The organism is Phenylobacterium sp. FG114, from assembly GCF_057809855.1.
This window is the reverse complement of sequence record NZ_JBMDKU010000013.1, coordinates 118,155-142,706: the sequence shown is the minus strand read 5'-3', so window position 1 is coordinate 142,706 and position 24,552 is coordinate 118,155. Positions and strand designations below refer to the sequence as shown.

The window sequence follows — 24,552 nt, the reverse complement described above, 5'->3', positions numbered from 1 at the left end:
CAGCTCGCAACTTCGGCGAGCTCAGCTGGACATTGAGTATTCCTGCGGCAGGACAGCCGCGCCGACGAGGAGAAGGGCCAGAAGAAAGGGCGGCCAGTTGGCCCGGCCGCCCCTGCGAAACCCGCGAAGTCGAGGAGGAGGGATCAGAAGCGCTTGACCACGTTCACCTGCAGCACTCGGCCCAGCGGGCTGCCGTGCTCGTAGTCGTAGTTGAACGGGCTGTAGGCGAAGGGCGGATCCTTATCGAACAGGTTCTGCACCGTCGCCGTGAAGGTGGTGTCCCACGGCAGCTCGACCCGGTAGACGAGGTCGAGGGGCGTCCAGGCCTTGATCTTGGCCGGCTGGACGCCCGGCGCCGCGTCGATGTCGTGGTTCAGGTCGCGCATCGAGCCCACGTAGCGCAGCGTGGCCCGGAAGTTATGCCGTCCCAGGCTGTAGTTCAGGAACAGGTTCCCCTTCCAGCGGGGCTGCGAATAGAACGCGCTCAGCAGCTCGGCCTTGCCGGCGCGGTCCACGCCGGGGGCTATGGTGATCCCGTCCAGGCTGACCAGGGGGCCGCGGTCGTATTCCGACACATAGGCGCCGTCGACGCCGACCGTGAGGTCGCCGTCCGGCGAGAACAGCTCGCGCAGCCGGTAGGTGGCGGTGAAGTCGACGCCCGAGGTGTCGACGCTCGGACCGTTGATCAGGTTGGTCCGTACGCCCTGGAAGTTGGAGGGGTGGCAGTTGGTGCCGGTCACCGGGTTGACCGCCGTGCCCGCCCCGCCGGAGAAGCTGAAGCGCGAGGCGAGGGCGGCGTTGGTGCATTGCCAGTTCGCCGGCGTCGCGTTCGGGAACATGGTCGAATAGACCGCCGCCGCCGTCTCGACCGTCAGCTCCTTCTTGAACTTGAAGGTCCACCAGTCGAGCGTGGCGGTGAAGTCTCCGAGCTCGAAGATGCCGCCCACCGAATAGTTCGTGGCGGTCTCGGGATCGAGATCCGGGTTCGCGAACGTGTCCACCGCCCGGTAGAGCGCCGCCCCGCTCACGGGGTCCACGAACTGCTGCAGGGTGCGGGTGAAGCCCGGCGTCACCGAGGTCTGCGGCGGCGCGCGGAACGTCGTGCCCACTGACCCGCGAAGCGCGAACCACGGCACGACCTGCCACTTGGCGTCGGCCTTGGGATTGGTGGTGGAGCCCACCGACCCGCCGTACGATTCATAGCGGATGGCGCCCGAGACGCTGAGGGTCTCGAGCAGCGGCAGCCTCACCTCGGCGAACACCGCCTTCACCGTGCGGTCGGCTGAGAAGCGCTGGAAGCCGGGCGAGAGGTTGAAGGGCCCGACCCCGCCGGTGCACTGGGGCGTGCGGTCGTCCACGTCGTCCACGCAACGGGTCGCCTGGATGTCCGACAGCGCGTCGTCCGGCACGAGCTTGTACTCGTCGTAGCGCCACTGGGCGCCGACCGCCATGGCCACGGTCCCGCCCGGCAGCGTCACCGGCAGCTCGCCGCTGAACACCGCGTCGCCCACCAGGATGCGGCTGGTCGTCGTGGCGCTCAGGTACTGGTGCATCCACTCGTAAAGTTCGCGGGTGTTGGTGTTCGAGGGCACGGCCGCGGAGGTGAAGAACGGGTTGGTCCGGCCATAGACCGCGTCGGCCGCGACGGCGTTGGAGAAGGGGTTGAACCAGAAGCAGCCGTTCTGGCCGGGCGTATTTGCGGCCGTGTTGCAGTTCGGGCCGCCCAGGCCGCGCAGGCCCAGCTGCACCCGGTTGACCACCTCGTCCGGCACGGCGTTGACGCCCTCGGATTCCATGTAGGTGACCGCCACGTCGTACTTCCAGCCGCCAACCGGCAGCTTGCCGACCAACCCGCCCGAGATGCGGAAGGCGTCGGCCTTGCGGTGGTTGTGGTCGGCGCCGTCCGCGAACAGCGGTTGGCCGCCATAGCCGCCCGGCCGCCACTGGGTCTGCGAGGTGATCACGCCGAAGGACTGGATGCCCGAGCACTGCGCGGCGGAATAGGGCGTCGCCGCGCCGGGGCCGCAGTGCCGGTTGAACAGCTGCGTCAGGCCCGGATTGGCGAAGGGGATGTAGAACCGCGACTGCTGGTTCAGTCCGGTGGCCGGGTAGGGCGAGGTTCCGCCGCCGGGAGAGCCGCCGGACGCCGCGAGCGGTGTCGGGAACTGCACCGTGGACTGGTAGGGCGAGACCCGTTCTTCGGGCACGTCGTGGCGCGCCCACATGACCTCGCCGTGGAACCGCGCGTCGTCGGTCAGGTCGAAGTTGACGTCGCCATAGACCTGATAGTGGTACTCGTCGTTGCCCAGGTTGTCGAAGCGGCTGAACTGGAAGCGGCAGGTGCCGGCGACGATCTCGCCGCCCAGTTCGGTGCAGCCGTCGTCCTGGAAATTGATCGGCGCCGCGAACGGCTGGGCCAACGAACCGTTCGGCAGGATCGCGCCGCCGTTGCCCGTCGTGTAGCCGCCGGGATTCGACGATCCCGACCAACCGCCGAACGGGTTCTCGGCGAAGGGACGGACGGCCCAGTCGCGATCGGTGAGGCGCAGCTCGCTGCGGCGGCGGTAGCCGGCTGTCAGCAGCACGTTGCCGCGGTCGAACTTGCGGCCCCAGGCGGCGGCCAGGTTGTAGTCGCCCTTGGCCCCGTCGATGTAGGCGTAGTCCCCGGTGAGCTCGAGGCCGTCCAGGTTGGTGCGGCTGATGAAGTTGACGACGCCGCCCACCGCATCCGAGCCGTAGGTGGCGGCCGCCCCGTCCTTCAGCACCTCGATCCGGCCGATGGTGCCCGTCGGAATGAGGTTGACGTCCACGGCGCCGGCGGCGGCGCCGGAAACCGACGGCGCGAGGCGCCTTCCGTTGAAGAGCACGAGGGTCCGGGCGGCGCCGAAGCCGCGCAGGTTGACGGTGGCGACGCCCGCCGTGGCGCCCATCAGGCGGTTCGCTTCGCCGATCGAGCCGGCCGCGGCGGGCAGGCTCTTCACGATGTTCACGATCGTGGGCGAGCCCTGCTTCGCCAGTTCCTGAGCGCTCAGCACCGAGACGGGCAGGGCGCTGTTGAGCGGGGTGCCGGCGATGTAGGAGCCGGTGACCACCACCTCGCCGATCTCGGTCGGAGGCGGCGCTTCGGCGTCCGCGGCGGCCGCGCTGGCCGGGGTGGCCCACAGGCCGGCTGAAATGGCGACGGCGGCGGCGGAGGCGCCGCACAAGAAGACCTGCTTCACTGGATCCCTCCCTCAAGGGCCATGCCACGCTTCTGGCGGTCGTCGGCGGGCCCGGTCCTGCCGAAGGCGTTCGTCATGAGGGGTGGGTCCGCGTCGCTGGCCGCCGCGACCGTGAGACGGTCGCACGTCCGGTGACCCGGTCCCGAAAGCCTGTTCCCCCCAAGGGCGCTCGTTCTTCGACGACTAAGGCGACGCTGTCGGATATCCGCGTTCGAGTCAATGCTCACTCAGATGAGAGTGAATATCTTTTCGGCGGTGTCGAACCGGAGCGGATCAGCCTGCTGCAGGGGGAAAAGGGGCGCGCGGAGACGCCGAGCCCGGCGCGCGTCAGGGCCCGGTCCGGGGGAACCGGCGTGTCTCGCCAGGCGAAGCGCCGCCTTGGCGCGTCGATCAGTCCAGGAACGCGCGAATCAGCGCCTTGGCGGTGGTCTCCATCGCTCGCACCGGCCCGGACTCCTCCAGGGTGACGCGCGCGACGTGGCCGCCTTCCAGCAGCATCATCAGGGCGTCGGCCAGGCCATTGTCCCTGGCGCCGGCCGCGGCCGACATTTCCTTCAGCCGCCGGTGCATCTCGCGCTTGTGCGCGACGGCGACCACGCGGGCAGGGTGGTCGGGCTCATGCAGCTCCAGCGCCGCATTCGACAGCGCGCAGCCGTGGCTTTCCTCGCAGGTCTTGTCGGCGAAGCCGGTGAACAGGGCCTCCAGCTGGCGGCGGGGGTCGCCTTCGTAGGGGGCGATCACCTCGTCCCACCAGGCCAGGCCGTCGCGCGACTGCTCGCGCAGGCACTCGGCCACCAGCTCGTCCTTCGACGGGAAGTTCCGGTAGAGCGTCATCTTGGTCGCGCCGGCTTCGGCGGCGATGGTCTCGACGCCCACGGCGCGGATGCCGCGCTCGTAGAACAGCTCCCGGGCGGTGTCGAAAATCCGATCCCGCGCCGACTTGCGCACCTCGGCGGCCTCCCCAGCCGTCCGGGCGCGATCCGCCTCCATGCCCATTTTCTTCGGGTCCTTTCCTTGACGTGCGAGTGACCGGTCAGTATCTATCTGAGCGAGATGATACCGAACGGTCTCGTCACATTTTCAATGTGCGCCTAGGCGGTCCGGTTTTCAAGCGCCGGCTCCCTGCGGCGGAAAATCACTCCCGGAGTAGGTCATGCGTGTGTGGACCCTGGCGCGTACGGGCGCCCTTCTGGCCCTCTCCCTGTTCGTCGCGAGCTGCGGCGCCCAGGCTCAGGACAAATCGAACGAACCGCCTCCGCCCGAGGTGACCACCGCCGCGGTCGTCACCCGCCCGCTGCGGCCCTGGGACGAGTTCACCGGCCGCCTCGAGGCCGTCGACACGGTGCAGGTGCGCCCGCGTGTCGGCGGCTATGTCGACAGCGTCCGCTTCACCGAGGGCGCCGTGGTCCGCGAGGGCCAGGTGTTGTTCCAGATCGACCCCAGGCCCTTCCAGGCCGAGGTGTCGCGTCTGACCGCCGAGGTCTCCGCCAACCGCGCCAAGCTGGAGCTGGCCGCCGCCAACCGCCAGCGCGCCGAGCGCCTCGTGCAGGAAGAGGCTTTGTCGCGCAGCGAATACGACCGCCTGGTCTCGGAGGAGAAGGCGCAGAAGGCCGCCCTCGAGGCCGCGGCCGCCGCCCTCCAGTCGGCCCGCCTGAACCTGGAGTTCACCCGCATCACGGCCCCGATCAGCGGCCGGGTGTCGCGAGCGATCATCACTCCCGGCAACCTGGTCACCAGCGCCGACGTCCTGACGACGGTGGTCTCGGACACCCCGATCTACGCTACCTTCAACGCCGACGAGCAGACCTATCTCAAGTACGCGGAATCGGCGCGCAGCCGGCCGGGTCCGGTCTATCTGGGGCTGATGACCGACGAGGGCTATCCGCACGAGGGCCGGCTGGTCTTCGTGGACAACCAGCTCAACGCCCAGAGCGGCACCATCCAGGGCCGCGCCCTGTTCCAGAACGCCGACGGCAAGTTCACGCCCGGCCTCTTCGCCCGCATCAAGCTGGTGGGCGAGACGGCCGAGCCGACCGCGCTGGTCCCGGACCGCGCCATCGCCGCCGACCTGGGCAAGCGCTTCGTCCTGGCCATCGGCCCCGGCAACGTCGCCCAGTACCGGCCGGTCGAAGTCGGCCCCCGCGTCGGCGACCTGCGTATCGTCCGCAGCGGCCTGAAGGCCGGCGAGGTGATCATCGTCGGCGGCGGCCAGCGGGTGAAGCCGGGCCAGAAGGTCAAGCCGACGGCCACCACCATCAAGCTGCCCGAGGCCGAGCTTGCGCAGGTGGAGGGCCGTCCGGTCCGCGTCGCCCAAAACGACCGACCCGCGGTCCGCGCCAACTAGGCCGATCGAAGGAACGCATTCCCTCCTCCTTGATGGAGGAGGGCCAGGGTGGTGGTGGGTCTGCCGAGTCCGCGTTGGCCATAGGTCGGCGCCGACCTGAGCCGCCACGTCGCCGCCCTGCGCACACCACCATCCCCAACCCTTCCTCCATCGAGGAGGAAGGGAGGCTCGAATGACGGACTCCGTCCAATGAACGTCTCGCAGTTCTTCGTGGCCCGCCCGCGCTTCGCGGCGGTGCTCTCGATCATCATCTTCGTGGTCGGCCTGCTGGCGCTGCCGCGCCTGCCGATCAGCGAATATCCCGAGGTCGTGCCGCCCACCGTGGTGGTGCGCACCGTCTATCCGGGGGCGAACCCCGCCGTCATCGCCGACACCGTGGCCTCGCCGCTGGAACAGGCGATCAACGGCGTGGAGGGGATGCTCTACCAGTCATCCCAGACCACCGCCGACGGCGTCATGACGCTGACGGTCACCTTCGCGCTGGGCGTCGATCTGGATAAGGCCCAGGTCCAGGTGCAGAACCGCGTGGCCCAGGTGCTGCCCAAGCTACCCCAGGAGGTGCAGCGGGCGGGCGTGATCACCAACAAGGCCTCGCCCGACCTGACCATGGTCGTGCACCTGATCTCGCCCGACCAGCGCTACGACATGCTGTACCTGTCGAACTACGCCCAGCTCCGGGTGCGCGACCAGCTCGCGCGGCTGGAAGGCGTGGGCGACGTGCAGATGTTCGGCTCCGGCCCCTACGCCATGCGCGTCTGGCTCGACCCCGAGAAGGTCGCCGCTCGCAGCCTCTCGGCCGGCGATGTGATCCGCGCCATCCGCGAGCAGAACGTACAGATCGCCGCCGGCCAGCTCGGCGCGCCGCCCGCGCCGGGCGCCGCCGACTTCCAGGTGGCGATCAACGCCCAGGGCCGCCTGACCGACGAGGACGACTTCCGCAACATCATCATCCGCACGGGCGCCAACGGCGAGATCACCCGCCTGGGCGACGTGGCCCGGGTGGAACTGGGCTCGAACAGCTACGCCCTGCGCTCGCTGCTCAACAACAAGCCGGCCATCGCCCTGCCCATCTTCCAGCGCCCCGGCTCCAACGCGCTCGACATCTCCACCGAGGTCCGCAAGACCATGGAGACCCTCAAGAAGGACTTCCCCGAGGGCGTCGACTACCGCATCGCCTACGACCCCACGGTCTTCGTGCGCGGGTCGATCGACGCGGTCACCCACACCCTGGCCGAGGCCATCCTGCTGGTGGTCCTGGTGGTGGTGCTGTTCCTGCAGAGCTGGCGCGCCTCGGTCATCCCGCTGATCGCCGTGCCGGTGTCGCTGGTGGGCGCCTTCGCCGTCATGCACATGATGGGCTTCGGTCTCAACACGCTGACCCTGTTCGGCATGGTGCTGGCCATCGGGGTGGTCGTCGACGACGCCATCGTCGTAGTCGAGAACGTCGAGCGGAACATCGAGTTGGGCCTCCGCCCCGCCGAGGCCGCCCGCAAGGCGATGACCGAGGTCACCGGCCCGATCATCTCCACGGCCCTGGTGCTCTGCGCCGTCTTCATCCCGACCGCCTTCATCAGCGGCCTGACCGGCCAGTTCTACCGCCAGTTCGCCCTGACCATCGCGATCAGCACCCTGATCTCGGCGTTCAACTCGCTGACCCTGTCGCCGGCCCTGGCCGCCGTCCTGCTGCAGCCGCACGGCGCGCCGAAGGATCGCTTCCAGAAGCTGATCGATCGGGCGCTGGGCTGGCTGTTCGGGCCGTTCAACCGCTTCTTCGCCCGCGCCAGCCACGGCTACGTCGGCGGGGTAGGGCGGCTGCTGGGCCGTTCGAAGGCGGCGGTCGCGGTCTATGTCGTGCTGGTGGGGCTGACCGGCGTGATGTTCGCCACCACGCCTTCGGGGTTCGTGCCGCCGCAGGACAAGCAGTATCTGGTCGCCGCCGCCCAGCTTCCGGACGCGGCCTCGCTGGACCGCACCGAGGCGGTGATCCGCCAGATGAGCGACATCGCCCTCAAGACGCCCGGCGTCGAAGGCGCCGTGGCCTTCCCCGGCCTGTCGATCAACGGCTTCACCAACGCCCCCAACGCCGGGATCGTCTTCGTGACGCTCAAGCCGTTCGAGGAGCGCAAGGGCAAGGCCCTGTCGGGAAATGCGCTGTCCGAACAGCTCAACAAGAAGTTCGGCGCGATCCAGGACGCCAACGTCGCCGTCTTCGCCCCGCCGCCCGTCATGGGCCTGGGCCAGATCGGCGGGTTCAAGATCCAGATCGAGGACCGCGCGGGCGTTGGCGCCGAGGAGCTCTACAAGCAGACCCAGGCCGTCGTGGAGGCTGCCCAGAAGGAGCCGGCGCTCGCCGGCGTCTTCTCCGGCTTCCAGATCAACGTGCCCCAGGTGAACGCCGACATCGACCGCGAGAAGGCCCGCGCCCAGGGCATGTCCCTGACCGACCTCTTCGAGACGATGCAGGTCTATCTGGGCTCGCTCTACGTCAACGATTTCAACCGTTTTGGACGGACTTATGAAGTCGACGTCCAGGCCGACCAGAAGTTCCGCCTCGAGCCCGAGGACGTCCTGCGCCTGCAGACCCGCAACGCCACCGGCGAGATGGTCCCGCTGGGCGCCTTCGTGACGCTCCGCCACACCACCGGCCCCGACCGCGTGCCGCACTACAACGGCTTCCTGTCGGCCGAGATCAACGGCGGCCCCGCGCCCGGCTACAGTTCGGGCCAGGCCGAGGCGGCCATGGAGCGGATCGTCCAGAAGACCCTGCCCAACGGCATGGGCTACGAATGGACCGAGCTGACCTACCAGCAGATCCTGGCGGGCAACACGGCCATCTACATCTTCCCGCTCTGCGTACTGCTGGCCTTCCTGGTGCTGGCCGCCCAGTACGAGAGCTGGACCCTGCCGCTGGTGGTGATCCTGATCGTGCCGATGTGCCTGCTCTGCGCTCTGGTCGGCGTGCGGCTGGTCGGCGGGGACAACAACATCTTCACCCAGATCGGGCTGATCGTGCTGGTGGGCCTGGCTTGCAAGAACGCCATCCTGATCGTTGAATTCGCTCGCGAAAGGGAAGCGCACGGGGTCCCGACCTGGGATGCGGTGCTGGAGGCCTGCCGCCTGCGCCTGCGCCCGATCCTGATGACCTCGCTGGCCTTCATCATGGGCGTGGCGCCGCTGGTCTACTCGACCGGCGCGGGCTCGGAGATGCGGCGCGCCATGGGCGTGGCGGTATTCTCCGGCATGCTGGGCGTCACCCTGTTCGGCCTGATGCTCACCCCCGTCTTCTACCTCCTGATCCGCAAGACGGTCGGGCGGCGCGGACCGAAGCTGGTCCCCGCCGAACTGCCCCAAGCGGCCGAGTAGGAATCCTGCGATGACCAAGCTCATCCCTTCGCTGGCGGCGGCTCTGCTGCTGTCCGCCTGCGCCGTGGGCCCGCGCTACGAGGCCCCGAAGACCCCGCCGGCGACCCTCTCGGCCGCCGCCGGCCAGCCCGCCTTCGCCGCCCAGCCCTTCGAGGCCGAGTGGTGGAAGGCCTTCGAGGACCCCACCCTCGACGACCTGGAGCGCCGCGCTCTGGCGGGCAACCTCGACCTGAAGGTGGCGGTCGCCCGCGTCCGCGCGGCCCGCGCCCTGTTCCGCGACACGCGCCTGGACCAGCTCCCGCGCGTCACGGCCTCGGGCGGCTACATCGATGGCCGCACGCCCCAGCCGGGCGCCGCGCCGCTCACCGACAGCACCTGGCAGGCGGGCTTCGACGCCGGCTGGGAGCTCGACCTGTTCGGCCGCGTGCGTCGTCAGGTGGAGGCCGCCCGCGCCGACGTCGGCGCCGCCGAGGCCGACCTGCGCGACGCCCAGGTGCTGATCGCCGCCGAGACCGCGCGCACCTACTTCGAATACCTTGGCGCCCGCGACCGACTCTCGGTGGCCCGCCGCAACCTGGAGACCCAGCGCGACACGGTGCGGCTGACCAAGTCCCGCTTCGACGTCGGCCTCGGCGACGCCGTCGGCGTGGCCTCGGCCCAGTCCGCGTTGGCCGCCACCGAGGCCAGTGTCCCCACCTTCACCATTCAGGCCACCCAGGCGGCGCACCGGTTGGCGGTGCTGGTCGGCGAACGCCCTGGGGCGCTGGACGCTCAGCTCGCGCCGGAGCGGCCGCGCCGCGTGCTGGCCAGGGCCCTGCCGATCGGGGACGCCTCGGCCCTGCTGCGCCGCCGGCCGGACGTGGCCGCCGCCGAGCGGCGCCTCGCCGCCCAGACGGCGCGGGTGGGCGTCGCCACCGCCGACCTGTTCCCACGCGTGACCATCACCGGCTTCGTCGGCTTTCTCTCGGGCGATCTCTCGTCCCTGGGCGGCGACGCCAGCCGGATGTGGAGCGTCGCCCCGACGGTGAGCTGGCCGGCCCTGGACTTCGGCGGGGCGAAGGCGCGCCTGCGCGTGCAGGAGGCGCGCAGCGACGCGGCGCTGGCGACCTACGAACAGACCGTGCTGCTGGCGCTGGAGGACGTGGAGAACGCCCTCGTCGCATACGCCCAGACCCAGCAGCGCGTCGCCAGCCTGGCCCAGCGGTCGGCCGCCTCGCGCCGCGCCGCCGAACTGGCTCGCGTGCGCTACCGAGAGGGCGCGACGGACTTCCTGACCCTGCTGGACGCCGAGCGCACGCTTCTGGAGGCCGAGGACGCCGAGAGCGCCGCCCAGACGGCCCTGAACACCCAGGTGGTCGCGTTGTACAAGGCGCTCGGCGGCGGCTGGGAAGCGCCCGCCGCCACGGAGGTGGCGGCCCGCTAGCGCGGCCGCCGCGCCGTCCGGATCGTCACCGTCTCGACCCGGCCCTCGCGCAGCACGTCCAGGCTCACCTGCGTGCCCGGGGGCGCATCGCCCACCGCGCGAAGCACGCTGCCCGCGCCGGTGACGGCCGTGCCGTTCACGGCGGTGACGATGTCGCCCACGCGCAGGCGGCCGGCCGCGGGCCCGCCCGGGTCGACCTCGCCCACGACCGCGCCCCGGCGGCCCCGCGCGCCGAGCCGCGAGGCCAGGGCCGGCGTGAGGTCGCCGACGCCGACGCCCACGTAGCCGCGAGTCACCTCGCCATTCTTGATCAGCTGCTGCGTCACCCGCTCGGCAAGGTCAGACGGGATCGCGAAGCCGATGCCCACCGAACCGCCGCTGGGCGAGAAGATCGCGGAGTTGACGCCCACCACCCGGCCCTGCAGGTCGAACGACGGCCCGCCCGAATTGCCGCTGTTGATCGGCGCGTCGATCTGCAGGTAGCCGACGTAGGTGTCGCCGATCTCGCGGCCGCGCGCGGAGACGATGCCAGCCGTCGCGGTGCCGCCCAGGCCGAACGGGTTGCCTACCGCCACCACCCAGTCGCCCACCTCGGGCAGGGCGTCGCGAGCGAAGGCCACGTAGGGCAGGTTGGCGGCGTCCACCTTGACCACCGCCAGGTCGGTGGGCGGGTCACGACCCACGACCCGGGCCGGCAGCTGGCGGCCGTCGGCCAGGCTGACCACCACCTCGCTCGCGCCTTCGACCACGTGGTTGTTGGTCACGACATAGCCGTCGGGGCTGATCAGAAAGCCCGAGCCCGCGCCCCGCCGCACCGGCACCGGTCCGGTGAGGCCGGGGGGCAGCAGTTGGCCGAACGGGTTCTGTGCCTCGGCGACGCTGAGGGTGTCGATCGACACCACGGCGGGCGAGACCCGCTTCACGATCGGCGCGAAGGAGTCCGGCGCGCCGCCCGCGGGCGTGGCGATGGATGGCGGCTGGATCGGGCCGGCCGCGGGGGCCGCCTTTTCCGCTGGGCGGGGCGAGCACGCGGATAGCGCCGCCAGGGCGGCGCAGGCGGTGAGGGCAAGCTTGTGCATTCGGGGAGAAGCGCTCCGCAGGGTCAGGGTTCCCGGCGCGCCGCCGTGAGGCGGACGGGCGCCGACTTGTAGGCCGGGGTGCCGCTGCGCCTGTCGTGGTCCTCCAGCGTCACCAGCACATTGGCCTCGGGATAGTAGGCCGCGACGCAGCCGCGCGGCAGGTCGCGCGCCACGGCCGTGAAGCCGCGCGCCACGCGCTGGCCGCTGGCGTCGAAGGCGGCTGCGAGGTCGATGCGATCGCCCTCGGCCAGCCCGCGCGCCGCCAGGTCGTCGGGGTGGACGAACACCACGTCTCGCCGGCCGAACACCCCGCGATAGCGGTCGTTCTCGCCATAGATCGTCGTGTTGTACTGGTCGTGGCTGCGCAGCGTGGTCAGCACCAGGACGTCCGGGTCCCCGCGCCGGAGGTCGCCCGTCTCGGCGTGGTGGACCAGGAAGTTCGCCTTGCCGCTGGCGGTCTTCCAGACCCGCTCTGAGGGCGCGACCGGCAGGCGGAACCCGCCAGGGACGCGGATCCTGGCGTTGTAGTCGGCGAACAGCTCGGGCTGCACGGCCTCGATCAGGTCGCGGATGCGGTCGTAGTCGGCGGTCAGTCCCTCCCAGTCCACCGGATCGTCCGGACCGAACGTGGCGCGGGCGATCCCGGCGACGATGGCGACCTCGGACCTCAGCTCCGGCCCCGCCGGCAGATTCAGGCCGCGCGAAGCATGGACCATCGACATAGAGTCCTCGACCGTCACCGACTGTCGCCCGCCCGCCTGCTGGTCGATCTCGGTGCGGCCCAGGCAGGGCAGCAGGAAGCTCTCGCGGCCCGGCAACAGGTGAGTGCGGTTGAGCTTGGTGGCGACGTGGACGGTCAGGTCCAGCATCAGCATGGCCTCGAAGGTGCGCACCGGGTCGGGCGCCGCCACCGCGAAGTTGCCGCCCAGGCCGACGAACGCCTTGGCCTCGCCGCGCTCCATCGCCGCGATCGCCTCGACCACCGTATGGCCGTGGGCGCGCGGCGCGTGGAAGCCGAACACCCGGTCCATCGCGGACAGAAACGCCTCGGACGGCTTCTCCCAGATCCCCACCGTGCGGTCGCCCTGCACGTTGGAGTGGCCCCGCAGCGGACAGACGCCGGCGCCGGCCCGCCCGATGTTGCCCTTCAGGAGCAGCAGGTTGACCAGCTGCTGCACCGTCGAGGACGAGTCTCGGTGCTGGGTCAGGCCCATGCCGTAGCAGAGGATCGTCGCCTTGGCGCCGGCGTAGATCCGCGCGGCCTCCTCGATCTGGGCGCGCGGCAGGCCGCAGCCGGCCTCGATCTCGTCCCAGCTCAGCGCCGCCAGATGCGCCGCCAGCGCCTCGAAGCCGCGCGTGTGCTCGGCGATGAAGGCGTGGTCGAGGACGGGTTCGCCGGCGCGGTCCCAGGCGACCAGGGCCTTCATCATCCCCTGCACGAGGGCCGCGTCGCCGCCGACCCGGAGTTGGTAGTAGCGAGACGCGATGGGCGTGGCGCTGAGCGTCGCCATCTCCACCGGATCCTGCGGCGAGGCGAAGCGCTCCAGCGCGCGCTCCTTCAGCGGGTTGAACACCAGGATCGGCGCGCCGCGGCGGGAGACGTCCCGCAGCGTCGCCATCATGCGCGGATGGTTGGTGCCGGGGTTGTGTCCGAAGCTCAGGATCAGGTCGGCGTGGTCGAAGTCCTCCAGGGTCACCGAGCCCTTGCCGACGCCGATGGAGTCCGGGAGGCCCACGCTGGTCGGCTCGTGGCACATGTTCGAGCAGTCGGGGAAGTTGTTGGTCCCGAACTTGCGGCCCAGCAGCTGGTACAGGAACGCCGCCTCGTTGGAGGCTCGTCCGGAGGCGTAGAACTCGGCGCGGTTCGGATCACCCAGGGCGTTCAGCGCCGAGCCGATGCGCGCGAAGGCCTCGTCCCAGCTCACCGGCAGGTAGCGGTCGCTCGCCGCGTCGTAGGCGAGGGGATGGGTCAGCCGCCCGGTGTCCTCCAGGGCATGATCGCTCCAGGCCCACAGTTCGCCGACGGTCGTCGTCGCGAACAGGTCCGGCGTTGCGCGCTTGGAGGTGGCTTCCCAGGCCACGGCCTTGGCTCCGTTCTCGCAGAATTCGAACGACGAGGTGTGCTTGGGGTCCGGCCAGGCGCAACCGGGACAGTCGAAGCCGTCCGGCTGGTTGGCGTGCATCAGGCTGGCGCCGCCCTCGACGACGGTGTGCTGGTCGGCGAGCGCCTGGCCCACGGCCTTCAGGGCGCCCCAGCCGCCCGCCGGCGCCCTGTAAGGCCGCACGCCCGGGATCTTCGCCTTGCTCATGCGCGCCTCACGCGGGCTGTAGCGCGCAGCCCAGGCGCTGCGCGTGGCTGAAGACGGTGTGGCCATCGGCGCGGGCCAGGGCCACCAGGGTGACGCCCGCTTCCTCGGCCTTGCGGATCGCCAGGTCGGTCGGCGCGGAGACCGCCACGATCATCGGCGCCCCGAGCCGCGCGGTCTTCTCGACCATCTCGAACGAGCAGCGGCTGGTGACGACGACGAAGCCCTCGCTCGCGTCCAGGCTCTGGCGGACCAGGGACCCGGCCAGCTTGTCCAGCGCATTGTGCCGCCCCACGTCCTCGCGCACGAGTTCCAGCACGCCGCGGGCGTCGGCGAAGGCCGCCGCATGGGTCGCCCGCGTGCGGCGGCCCAGCGGCTGAACGTCCTCCAGCGCCTGGACGGCCCGCTGGATCGTGACGTGATTGAAGGCGGCGGCTGAGGTGACGCGCGGCAGGGGCCGCACGGCGTCCGCCAGCCGCTGGACGCCGCAGAGCCCGCAACTGGATCGGCCTTCCAACGTGCGCGGCCGGGCGACGCGGCGGCGGCCGGGAAGCAGGCTCACGTTCACCAGCCAGCCTTGCTCCGACGCCTCGATGTCGACGTCGATGATCTCGGCGGGGCTCGCGATGCCCTCGGTGATGGAGAAGCCCACCGCCAGATCCTCGAGGTCGGTCGGCGTGGCCATCAGCACCGTGTGCGGCCGGCCGTCGAAGGACAGGCCGATGGCGGCTTCGCTCGGTGTTTCGCGCTGGATCCGCTGGGCGCCGTCGGCCCGCCATTGAAGGCCGCCCCGTGAATGGCTCTGGAGGTCTTCGATCGACGCCATCCCGCGCTCCTCCGGCCGGGGGAATCCGACCTCACACGGGATCATCGCACATCCGAAACGCGGCAGGCATGAGACGAAGGTGTGAAGGGCGCGGGGCGGCGATCGAGGCGGAACGCTTCCGCTCCATCCCATTCGGCGCCAGCATCGAGGCCCGGCCCGCGCGTGGCGCGCTGGGAGGAGGAACGTCCCGTGTATCAGCGCATCCTGCTGGCCTACGACGGATCGCGGGAGGGCCGCACGGCGCTCCGCGAAGGCGCCCTGGCGGCGCGGCGGTTCGGGGCGAAGGTCTTCCTGCTGTGTGTGGTGGCCGAAAGCCCCGGCGTGCGGATTGGGGAAGCGGCCTACGCCGGCGCCGTGGCCCGTTCGCAGGACACCTATTCCAGCCTGTTCGACGAGGCGATGGAGCGCCTGACCGCCCTGGGCTTCGAGCCCGAAGGCAAGGTGGTCACCGGAGAGCCCGCGCCGGAGATCGCCGACTATGCGCGCGCCGTGCGGGCCGACCTGGTCGTCGTCGGCCATCGGAAGAAGGGCCTGCTCGAGCGTTGGTGGTCCGGCCAGACGGGCGCCTATCTGTCGGATCACCTGAAATGCAGCCTGCTGATCGCGCGCGGCAGCATCTCGGACGCGGAATTCTACGGCGAGCTGGAAGCCACGGCCGGCTGAGCCGTGCGCCAGTCGGCCGCCGTGGCGGCGTAGAGCTCGACCATGTCGGAGAACCGTTGTCCCTGAGCCTCGGCGAGCGCGCGACGGGCGCGGCTGAGCTGGCGACGCGCGTCCACGACCTGGATCATCGCCCCACCGCCCAGGCGGTAGGCATTCTCGGCATCCTTGACGTTGGACTCCGCGGCGGCCCCCGAGCGGGTCAGGGCGTCGATGGCCTGCTGGTCCGTGGCCAGGGCGGCCAGCGCATCCGACACCTGGACGAACGCACGCAGGACGGTCTGCTCGTAGCGGGCCAGCGACGCCCGCGCCTCGGCCTCGGCCGCCTGGCGCTCGGCCTTCAAGGTCCCGCCGCTGAAGATCGGCGCCGTTACCCCGGACAGCAGGTTCCAGCCGCTGGAGCTGTAGTTGAACAGGTTGCCGGGCTTGATCGCGCTCTGGGTCAGGTTGGCCGAGAGCTTGATGTCCGGATACTGCGCCGCCGCCGCGACCCCGACGGCGGCGGTCGCCGCGTGCAGCTCGGCCTCCGCCGCCAGGATGTCGGGTCGGCGGCGGATAAGGGTCGAGGGCAGGGCCACCGGGATCTCGGCCGGCGCGGTGAGGGCGGCCAGGTCGAAGTCGGGCGGCGCCCACGCGGCGGGCGACTTGCCGGCCAGCAGGGCCAACTGGTGGCGCGCCTGGTCGAGTTGTCGCTGCAGGGGCGGCAGCAAGGCCTCGTCCTCGGCGAGCTGAGCCTGGGCGCCGGTGGTGGCCGATCGCGCCTCGCCGCCGGCCGCATGCGCCTTGCGCACCATCTCGACCGTCTGCCGATCGCTGTCGATCACCGCCTGCACCGCCGCGAGCTGAGCGCGCAGCCCGGCGACCTTCATGGCCTGCAGGGCGACGTTGCCCGAGAGGCTGAGGTAGGCGGCGTCGGCGTCGCGGGCCGCCTGCTCGGCGCGGGCCTGCGCCTGCTCCGTGCGCCGCCGCGCGCCGCCGAACAGGTCCAGGTCGTAGCTGACGGTCGCACCCACCGAATAGAGGCTGATCGTCGGGCTGGGGAAGCCTGTGAAGCCGAAGGCCTGGGTGTTGATCCGCTCGCGCTGGGCGCTGGCCGTGCCGTCCACCTGCGGCAGCTGCGCGCCGCGCGCGGCGCGGGTCTCGGCCTGGTAGCGCTCGAGGGTCGCCTTGGCCTCGGCGACCGACGGGCTGTCGCTGAGGGCGAGCCGGATGGTCTGGTCCAGTTCCGGCGAGCCGAACGCCTGCCACCACGGGCCCGCCACACGCGCTTCGGGATCGAGCCGCACGCCGGGCGCAGCGGCGTCGCCAGCCATGGCGTAACCCTGGGCGGCGGCGTCCTTCGGCCCCTCGGGCGTCTTGAAGTCGGGGCCGACCGTGGTGCAGGCAGCGAGGGTCAGCGCCGAGGCGGCGGCGACGAGAAGCGGGCGGAGTCTATTCGACAGCGGCATGGGAGGGGGCTCCGCCGCCCGCGCGCCGCGGCTTCCGCATCAGGAGCAGCATCGGCATGCAGGCGATGGTGATGACGAACATGAGTTTGAAGTCGTCGATATAGGCGACCATCGTCGCCTGGCGGGTGATCTCGGCGTTGAGGGCGGTCAGGCCGGCCTCGGTCGCGGGGTTGAACATGGGCGGCAGGCCGTCGCGGACCACAGGATCGGTCGGGATGACCTTGCCGGCGAGCGAGGCGTGCATGGTCTGGGTGTTGGAGACCACCAGCGCCTGCATGATCGAGATGCCGACACTGGAGCCCAGGTTCCGGATCAGGGTGTAGACCGCCGACCCCTCGGCCCGCAGCTCGGCCGGGACGGTGGCGAAGGCGAGGGTGGACAGCGGCACGAACAGGAGCCCGATGCCCAGGCCCTGGATGACCCCGGACACGATGAACGGCGTCGGAGACATCGACAGGTCGAAGTGCATCATCTGCCACAGCGCGACGCAGCTGATGGTCAGGCCGGTGAACAGGATCAGGCGGGTGTCCACCCGGCCGACGAGCTGGCCCACGGCGAACATCGCCACGAACGAGCCGATGCCGCGCGGCATGCTGACCAGGCCCGACAGCAGCACCGGATAGCCCAGCAGCACCTGCATCATCGGCGGCAGCAGCGCCATGGTCGAGAACAGCAGGATGCCGATGAAGAAGCCGAAGACGCTGGCGGTGACGAAGTTGCGGTCGGCCAGCAGTCGGCGGTCGAAGAAGGGATGCTCGGCCGTGACGGTGTGGGCGATGAACACCCACAGGCCGATGATCGCCAGGACCGTCTCGGTCCAGATCTCCGGCGACGAGAACCAATCCTCGCCCGGGCCCCGGTCCAGCACCAGCTGGAAGGCGCCGACGAAGAGGGTCAGCATCGCGAAGCCCAGGAAGTCGAACCGCCGCGCGGCCTCCAGCCGGTCCTTCGAGATGAAGAGGAACACGCCCAGGAAGGCCAGGATCCCGATCGGCAGGTTGATGTAAAAGCACCACCGCCAGGAGAAGTTCTCCGTCAGGTAGCCGCCCAGCGCCGGGCCCAGGATCGGCCCGAGGATCGCGCCGGCCCCCCAGATGGCCATGGCCTGGCCGTGCTTCTCGGGCGGGTTGATGTCGAGCAGCACCGCCTGGCTCAGCGGGATCAGCGAGGCGCCGAACACGCCCTGCAGCAGTCGGAACAGCACCAGCTCGGGGAGGCTCGTGGCGATGCCGCACAGCATCGAGGCCACGACGAAGCCGGCGATGGAGATCAGGAACAGGGTCTTGCGGCCGAACCGAGTGGCCAGCCAGCCGGTCAGCGGCGTCATGATCGCCGCCGAGACGATGTAGGAGGTCAGCACCCAGCCGATCTGTTCCGGCCCCGCCGAGACGCTGCCCTGGATATGCGGCAGGGCCACGTTGGCGATCGTCGTGTCGAGCGAGTTCATCACCGTCGCCAGCATGATGGCGATGGTGATCGGCCAGCGGTTGGCCGCGTCGTGCTGGGGGTTCTCGCTCACGGCCGGACGGCCCTACCGCGCCTGGCCGGCGGCGCGGACGTCGACGGTCACATTGGCGGACAGGCCGGCGCGGGCGGCCATCTCGGGCGGGGGCTTGTCGAAGGTGATGCGCACCGGCAGGCGCTGGGTCACCTTCACCCAGTTGCCCGTGGCGTTCTGGGCGGGCAGGGCCGAGAAGGCCGAGCCCGCACCGGGGGCGAAGCTGGCCACGTGGCCCTTCAGCTTGGCGTCGGGATAAGCGTCGACCTCGATCTCCACCGGCTGGCCAACCCTCATGTGCGCGAGCTGGTCTTCCTTGAAGTTCGCCTCGACCCACGGCTGGCCCGACAAGAGCCAGAACGCCGTCTGCGAGGCGTTGAGCCGGACGCCGACCGGCATCTGGTCCACCCGCGCCACGACGCCGTCCGCCGGAGCGACCACGGTGGTGTAGGACACGTCCAGCCGGGCGCGCTCCAGCTGGGCGCGGGCCTGCTGCACGGCCGGCGCGCGGGCGCCGATGTTCGGGTCGCCGCCCAGGGCGGCCAGGGCCACGGCCTGCTGTTCCCTGGCGGCCTTGAGCTGGTCCCGCGCCTGGCTGGCGGCGTGAACGGCCTGGTCCACCTGCTGGCGAGAGGCGACGCCGGCCGCGGCCAGCTCGCGCTGCCGCTGGGCCTCGCGGGCGGTGTAGCTCACGCTCTCCTGTGCGGCGGCCACATTGGCGCTCTCGCGCTGATAGGCGGCGCGCTGCTGGCTGACGTTCAGCTCGGCCACCGCCACCTCGGCCTGGGCCGCCGACAGGTTCGCCTGGACGTCGCGCGGGTCGAGGCGGAAGAGCACCTGGCCCTTCTTCACCGCCTGGTTCTCGTGGACGTAGATCTCGACCACCCGCCCGGCGATGGACGGCGCCACCGCGGTCTTGGCGATCTGCACATAGGCGTTGTCGGTGGACTCGGTGCGCCCGCCTGTCAGGACGAAATAGGCCACGATCGCCAGGATGATGGCCGGGCCGCCCAGGATCAGCGGCCAGCGCCAGCGGCGCAGGCCCGACGGCCTGGCGGGTTTCAAATCATGCGCGGCGTTCGCCGTTGGGTCGCTCACGTCCCGGGCCCCTAGGTGTCGATGTCCAGATTGGGCGGGAAGCGCGCGGCCCGCGGCCGTGGGGGCTCCCGTCGTCTGCGGCTCAGATAGTGAGCGCCTGGCAATGAGCAAAATGGTATGTTGTCACGCACAATATGAATCAAATGCATGTCGGCCCCTGATCTGAACCTGCTGCGCATCTTCGACGCCCTGCTCGAGGAACGCAGTGTCACACGCGCCGGCCTGCGGCTGAACCTGTCGCAGTCCGCCGTCAGCCACGCGCTGAACCGGCTTCGGCACATGCTCAACGACGAGCTGTTCATCCGGGGTCCATCCGGCATGCGCCCGACGCCGCGCGCCCTCGAGCTGGCGGAGGCCGTGCATGGCCCGCTGGCCCAGCTTCAGGCCGCGCTGACGCCGACGGGGTTCGATCCCGCGGTGAGCCAGCGACGGTTCAACCTCGTCGCCGGGGCTTATGGCGCAGCGGTGCTGGCTCCGCTGCTGGTGGGCCGGTTGGCCGAGCTCGCGCCCCGCGCCGAACTCGTGGTCACCGGCTATGCCGGCGGGCTGCTCGACCTCCTCGACACCCGCAGCGCCGACTTCGCGGTGGCCGGCGTCATCTCCGCCCCGGACCGCTTCGGCTTCGATCCGCTGGTGGTCGAGGACCTGGCCTGGGCGGTGAGCCCTCGCGCGCCGCTGGCCCAACTGAAGCGCGTGACCCTGGCCGACCTCGCCGCCACCGCCCACATCGCCATCGCGCGGCAGGCGGCGGTGGAGGAGGCGGCCGCGCGGGGCCTGGTTTCCCGCGCCAGCTGGGAAGACGAGGGCGCCTTCGGGCGGGCGCTGGCCGAGGCGGGCCTGGACCGCCGCGTCGCCGTCACGGTGCCCGACACCTCGACCGCGCTCGCCGTCGCCAGCCGCTCCGAAATGGCGGCGCTGGTCCCCCGCCGCCTGGCCGCGGCCTGGGCGGCGGCGGGCCTGCTCAAGCTGATCCCGCCGCCCTACGAGTCGCCGCCCGTGCAGATCGGCGTGCTGTTCCGCCGGGATCGTCTGCAGGAACCCCACGTCGCCTGGTTCCGCAACCTCATGCTGGAGGTGGCCGGCGAACTCTGAGGCGGCGCGGCCGGTGGATCTACGTCAAATGCGGACGCGCATCGAAAAAGAACGTATTGCGAACCCGGAACGAAAGCGGTACGCCTAAGTCATCGGATGAGTCCGGTGGTTGGACCCGTCCTCTGGCGGAATCGTGGGATAGAAGGGCTCGTTCATGTCGCAATCGGCGTTGAGGCTCGTGGGAAAAGAAGACGGTGAAAAGCAGCGCGCTCTGGAAGCGGCGCTGACACAGATCGACCGGGCCTTTGGCAAGGGCTCGGTCATGCGCCTCGGCGAAAAGGGCAAGGTCGAGATCGAGTCCTACTCGACCGGCTCGCTCGGCCTCGACCTGGCGCTGGGCATCGGCGGTCTGCCCAAGGGGCGGATCGTGGAGGTCTACGGGCCGGAATCGTCGGGCAAGACGACGCTCGCCCTGCACGTGGTCGCCGAGGTTCAGAAGGCGGGCGGAACCGCGGCCTTCGTTGACGCCGAGCATGCGCTCGATCCCGGCTACGCCCACAAGCTGGGCGTGAACCTGGACGACCTTCTGGTCGCCCAGCCTGACACGGGCGAGCAGGCGCTGGAGATCACCGACACCCTGGTGCGCTCGAATGCGGTGGACGTGATCGTGATCGACTCGGTGGCCGCCCTGACGCCGCGCGCCGAGATCGAGGGCGAGATGGGCGACAGCCTGCCCGGCCTCCAGGCCCGCCTGATGAGCCAGGCGCTGCGCAAGCTGACCGCCTCGATCTCCAAGGCCAAGACCCTGGTGATCTTCATCAACCAGATCCGCATGAAGATCGGCGTGATGTACGGCTCGCCCGAGACGACCACGGGCGGCAATGCGCTGAAGTTCTACGCTTCGGTGCGTCTCGACATCCGCCGCACCGGCTCGGTGAAGCAGCGCGACGAGATCGTCGGCAACAACGTTCGCGTGAAGGTGGTGAAGAACAAGGTGGCCCCGCCGTTCCGCGAGGTCGAGTTCGACATCATGTACGGCGAGGGCATCTCCAAGCTGGGCGAGATCATCGACCTGGGCGTGAAGGCGGGGGTGATCGACAAGTCGGGCTCCTGGTTCTCCTGGAACAGCCAGCGCATTGGCCAGGGCCGCGACAATGTCCGTGAATTCCTGAAGCAGAACCCGGACATCGCCGGTCAGATCGAGAAGCAGGTCCGCGGCGCCAAGGACGCGGTCGAGGAACAGCTCCTGGTGGGTCCCGCCGAAGGCGAGGGCGACGAGGAGGACGGCTCCCTCTAGGGGCGCCTGAGCGGCTCACGCCCGGGGCGGACCTTCTCCGCCAGAACCGGGTCCGTCCCGACGAGCCACCCACAGCGTGGCCGCCGGCGATCCTTTAGAGGCTGGACGCCCGGGGCCGCCCCCCGGGCGTCCTTTCCGTTTGGAAGCCGGGCCGAGGTTTCGTAAAGGGTCGACGGTTCCCACCTGGGGGGTGGGGAACCTGTCCAACTGCGTGATGAATTGATCCGATGCCGAGCCTGAACGAGATCCGGACCCACTTCCTGGACTTCTTCCAGCGGAACGAGCACGCCGCCGTTCCGTCGGCTCCGCTGGTGCCGCAGAATGATCCGACGCTCCTGTTCGTCAACGCCGGGATGGTGCCGTTCAAGAACTACTTCACGGGGGCTGAGGCCTCGCCGTGGCCCCGAGCCGCCAGCTCGCAGAAGTGCGTCCGCGCTGGCGGCAAGCACAACGACCTCGACAACGTCGGCTACACCGCGCGCCACCACACGTTCTTCGAGATGCTGGGCAATTTCTCGTTCGGCGACTACTTCAAGGAACGCGCGATCACCCACGCCTGGGACCTGCTGACCAAGGAGTTCGGCATCCCGGCGGAGAAGCTCACCGTCACGGTCTACCACACCGACGACGAGGCCCACGGCCTGTGGAAGAAGATCGCGGGACTGTCCGACCACAAGATCATCCGCATCGCGACCAACGACAACTTCTGGTCCATGGGCGACACGGGGCCCTGCGGACCCTGCTCCGAGATCTTCTACGATCACGGCGACCACATCTTCGGCGGCCCCCCTGGCAGCCCGGATGAGGACGGCGACCGGTTCGTGGAGATCTGGAACCTGGTCTTCATGCAGTTCGAGCAGTTCGCCGACGGCGCGCGCAATCCGCTTCCCAAGCCCTCGATCGACACGGGCATGGGGCTCGAGCGGGTCGCGGCCGTGCTGCAAGGCGTGCACGACAACTATGACGTCGACCTGTTCCGCACCCTGATCGCGGCCAGTGAATCCGCGACCGGCGTGAAGGCCGAGGGCGACGCCCAGCCGTCGCACCGGGTGATCGCCGACCACCTGCGCTCGTCCAGCTTCCTGATCGCCGACGGCGTGCTGCCGTCGAATGAGGGCCGGGGCTATGTCCTGCGGCGGATCATGCGTCGCGCCATGCGCCACGCCCACCTGCTGGGCGCGGAAGAGCCGTTGATGCACCGCCTGGCGCCGACCCTGGTGAAGGAGATGGGCGAGGCCTATCCCGAACTGCGCCGGGCCGAGCCCGCCATTGTCGAGACGCTGCGCCAGGAGGAGGAGCGGTTCCGCCGCACCCTGGGCCGCGGCATGACGCTGCTCGACGAAGCCACGGCCGGCCTGGCCGAGGGCGCCGTGCTCTCGGGCGAGACCGCCTTCCGCCTCTACGATACCTATGGCTTCCCGCTCGACCTGACGCAGGACGCGGTTCGCGCCAAGGGCCTGACCGTGAACCTCGACGAGTTCGACGCGGCCATGAAGCGGCAGCGCGAGATGGCGCGCGAGGCCTGGACGGGCTCGGGACAGGTGGCTGCGGCCGCCGAATGGTTCGCGATCCGCGACCGCCTGGGGCCGACGGTCTTCTCCGGCTACGACGACACCGAGGCGACGGCCGAGCTGCTGGCGCTGGTCGAGGGCGGCCAGGAGGTCGACACGGCCCAGGCCGGCGCCAAACTGCAGGCGCTGTTTGACCGGACGCCCTTCTACGCCGAAAGCGGCGGTCAGGCGGGCGACCAGGGCGAGGTCGAGTGGGACGGCGGTCGCGCGCGCGTCACCGACGTCCAGAAGCAGGCCGGCGACCTCTACGTCCACGACCTGGAGATCCTCGAGGGCGCCCTCGCGCCCGGCGCCCGCGTGCGCCTCGCGGTCGATCCCGAGCGCCGCGCCGCCACGCGCTCGAACCACTCGGCGACCCACCTGCTGCACGCCGCGCTCCGCAACGTGCTCGGGCCGCATGTGACCCAGAAGGGCCAGATGGTCGATGGCGAACGCATCCGCTTCGACTTCAGCCATGGCCAGCCGCTGACCCCGGACGAAATCGATCGGATCGAGGCCGAGGTGAACGCCGTCGTGCGCCAGAACCTGGCCGCCGAGACGAAGAACATGCGGCCGCAGGAAGCCATCGAAGCCGGCGCCATGGCGCTGTTCGGCGAGAAGTACGGCGACACGGTGCGCGTGCTGACCCTGGGCCATGCCCTGGGCGGAGAGGGCGCCTATTCCGTCGAGCTCTGCGGCGGCACCCACGTGGCGCGCACGGGCGATATCGCGCTGTTCAAGGTGGTGTCCGAACAGGGCGTGGCCGCGGGCGTGCGCCGGATCGAGGCCCTGACCGGGGAGGCGGCCCGACGCTGGCTGCTGGAGCAGGCCTCGGTGGCCAAGGGCCTGGCCGAGCAGTTCAAGGTGCCCGTGGCGGAGGTCACCGCCAGGATCGAGGCGCTGCAGACGCAGAGCCGCAAGCTCGAGAAGGAACTGGCCGAGGCCAAGCGCCAGCTCGCCATGGGCGGGGGCGGCGGTGGCGCGGCGGCCGGTCCCGAGGAGATCGGCGGCGTCCAGGTCCTCGCCCGCATCATGGACGGCGTGGGCGGCAAGGACCTGCGGCCCATCGCCGAGGAGTTCAAGAAGCAGCTGCCCGACGGCGTCATCGTCCTGATCGGCACGGCCGACGGCAAGGCGGCGGCGACGGTGGCGGTCACCGGCGCGGCGCAGGGCAGGTTCAACGCGGCCGATCTCGCGAAGGCCGCGGTTCTCGCCATGGGCGGCCAGGGCGCGGGCGGTCGGCCCGACTTCGCCCAGGGCGGGGCGCCGGATGCGACGAAGGCAAGCGAGGGGCTGGCAGCCGTCAAGGCCATCCTGGCGGGCTGATCCGCGCCTCGGATTCGGCGGGCGGGACGGGTCGCCCGAATGTCGGCTATGCGACGCCTCAGCTACGGCGGCTCGCGTATT

Annotated in this window: 15 protein-coding genes; 7 read left to right on the top strand and 8 right to left on the bottom strand. The window is 70.5% G+C overall.

The window, feature by feature from the left end:
- Positions 1 to 143: 143 nt before the first annotated feature.
- Entirely contained in the window at positions 144 to 3,221 is a 3,078-nt protein-coding gene (locus ACODSY_RS20325) for a TonB-dependent receptor domain-containing protein (RefSeq protein WP_488953708.1), read from the bottom strand.
- A gap of 390 nt (positions 3,222 to 3,611) precedes the next feature.
- On the bottom strand, positions 3,612 to 4,211 hold the full coding sequence (locus ACODSY_RS20320; protein WP_488953707.1) for a TetR/AcrR family transcriptional regulator: 600 nt from the start codon (positions 4,209 to 4,211) through the stop codon (positions 3,612 to 3,614).
- Positions 4,212 to 4,374: 163 nt separating this feature from the next.
- On the opposite strand from ACODSY_RS20320, the gene ACODSY_RS20315 reads away from it, so the two are divergent.
- The 3 genes from ACODSY_RS20315 to ACODSY_RS20305 all read left to right on the top strand — a co-directional run bounded on the left by ACODSY_RS20315 (position 4,375) and on the right by ACODSY_RS20305 (position 10,351).
- Positions 4,375 to 5,565, top strand: a complete 1,191-nt coding sequence (locus tag ACODSY_RS20315) for an efflux RND transporter periplasmic adaptor subunit (protein ID WP_488953706.1) — start codon at positions 4,375 to 4,377, stop codon at positions 5,563 to 5,565.
- A 189-nt stretch (positions 5,566 to 5,754) separates the two neighbouring features.
- Positions 5,755 to 8,928: an efflux RND transporter permease subunit gene (locus ACODSY_RS20310; protein ID WP_488953705.1), complete on the top strand. Its 3,174-nt coding sequence runs from the start codon at positions 5,755 to 5,757 to the stop codon at positions 8,926 to 8,928.
- A 10-nt stretch (positions 8,929 to 8,938) separates the two neighbouring features.
- Positions 8,939 to 10,351 (top strand): efflux transporter outer membrane subunit, encoded by a 1,413-nt coding sequence (locus ACODSY_RS20305; protein WP_488953704.1) that lies wholly within the window; start codon positions 8,939 to 8,941, stop codon positions 10,349 to 10,351.
- Here ACODSY_RS20305 and ACODSY_RS20300 read toward each other — a convergent pair.
- Genes ACODSY_RS20300 through fdhD form a run of 3 tightly spaced genes read right to left on the bottom strand, consistent with a single transcriptional unit; the run spans position 10,348 to position 14,562 of the window.
- On the bottom strand, positions 10,348 to 11,430 hold the full coding sequence (locus ACODSY_RS20300; protein ID WP_488953703.1) for a S1C family serine protease: 1,083 nt from the start codon (positions 11,428 to 11,430) through the stop codon (positions 10,348 to 10,350). The genes ACODSY_RS20305 and ACODSY_RS20300 overlap by 4 nt on opposite strands.
- Positions 11,431 to 11,453: 23 nt before the next feature.
- Complete coding sequence (locus tag ACODSY_RS20295) at positions 11,454 to 13,739, bottom strand: FdhF/YdeP family oxidoreductase (RefSeq protein WP_488953702.1); 2,286 nt, start codon at positions 13,737 to 13,739, stop codon at positions 11,454 to 11,456.
- Between the two features lie 7 nt (positions 13,740 to 13,746).
- Positions 13,747 to 14,562: a formate dehydrogenase accessory sulfurtransferase FdhD gene (fdhD, locus tag ACODSY_RS20290; RefSeq protein WP_488953701.1), complete on the bottom strand. Its 816-nt coding sequence runs from the start codon at positions 14,560 to 14,562 to the stop codon at positions 13,747 to 13,749.
- Positions 14,563 to 14,751: 189 nt separating this feature from the next.
- On the opposite strand from fdhD, the gene ACODSY_RS20285 reads away from it, so the two are divergent.
- Positions 14,752 to 15,225 (top strand): universal stress protein, encoded by a 474-nt coding sequence (locus ACODSY_RS20285; protein WP_488953700.1) that lies wholly within the window; start codon positions 14,752 to 14,754, stop codon positions 15,223 to 15,225.
- Here ACODSY_RS20285 and ACODSY_RS20280 read toward each other — a convergent pair.
- Genes ACODSY_RS20280 through ACODSY_RS20270 form a run of 3 tightly spaced genes read right to left on the bottom strand, consistent with a single transcriptional unit; the run spans position 15,195 to position 19,266 of the window.
- Positions 15,195 to 16,670: an efflux transporter outer membrane subunit gene (locus tag ACODSY_RS20280; protein WP_488953699.1), complete on the bottom strand. Its 1,476-nt coding sequence runs from the start codon at positions 16,668 to 16,670 to the stop codon at positions 15,195 to 15,197. The two genes, ACODSY_RS20285 and ACODSY_RS20280, sit on opposite strands and share 31 nt — an antisense overlap.
- Positions 16,654 to 18,189 (bottom strand): DHA2 family efflux MFS transporter permease subunit, encoded by a 1,536-nt coding sequence (locus tag ACODSY_RS20275; protein WP_488953698.1) that lies wholly within the window; start codon positions 18,187 to 18,189, stop codon positions 16,654 to 16,656. The genes ACODSY_RS20280 and ACODSY_RS20275 overlap by 17 nt, the downstream gene beginning before the upstream one ends.
- Positions 18,190 to 18,201: 12 nt before the next feature.
- The gene (locus ACODSY_RS20270) at positions 18,202 to 19,266 is read right to left on the bottom strand and encodes an HlyD family secretion protein (RefSeq protein WP_488953697.1); all 1,065 of its coding nucleotides are present in this window, start codon (positions 19,264 to 19,266) and stop codon (positions 18,202 to 18,204) included.
- A gap of 147 nt (positions 19,267 to 19,413) precedes the next feature.
- On the opposite strand from ACODSY_RS20270, the gene ACODSY_RS20265 reads away from it, so the two are divergent.
- From ACODSY_RS20265 to alaS, 3 genes are all read left to right on the top strand, one after another.
- Positions 19,414 to 20,358, top strand: a complete 945-nt coding sequence (locus ACODSY_RS20265) for a LysR family transcriptional regulator (protein ID WP_488953696.1) — start codon at positions 19,414 to 19,416, stop codon at positions 20,356 to 20,358.
- Positions 20,359 to 20,512: 154 nt separating this feature from the next.
- On the top strand, positions 20,513 to 21,595 hold the full coding sequence (gene recA / locus ACODSY_RS20260) for a recombinase RecA (protein ID WP_488953695.1): 1,083 nt from the start codon (positions 20,513 to 20,515) through the stop codon (positions 21,593 to 21,595).
- Positions 21,596 to 21,822: 227 nt separating this feature from the next.
- Entirely contained in the window at positions 21,823 to 24,471 is a 2,649-nt protein-coding gene (alaS, locus tag ACODSY_RS20255; protein ID WP_488953694.1) for an alanine--tRNA ligase, read from the top strand.
- Positions 24,472 to 24,552: the final 81 nt, after the last annotated feature.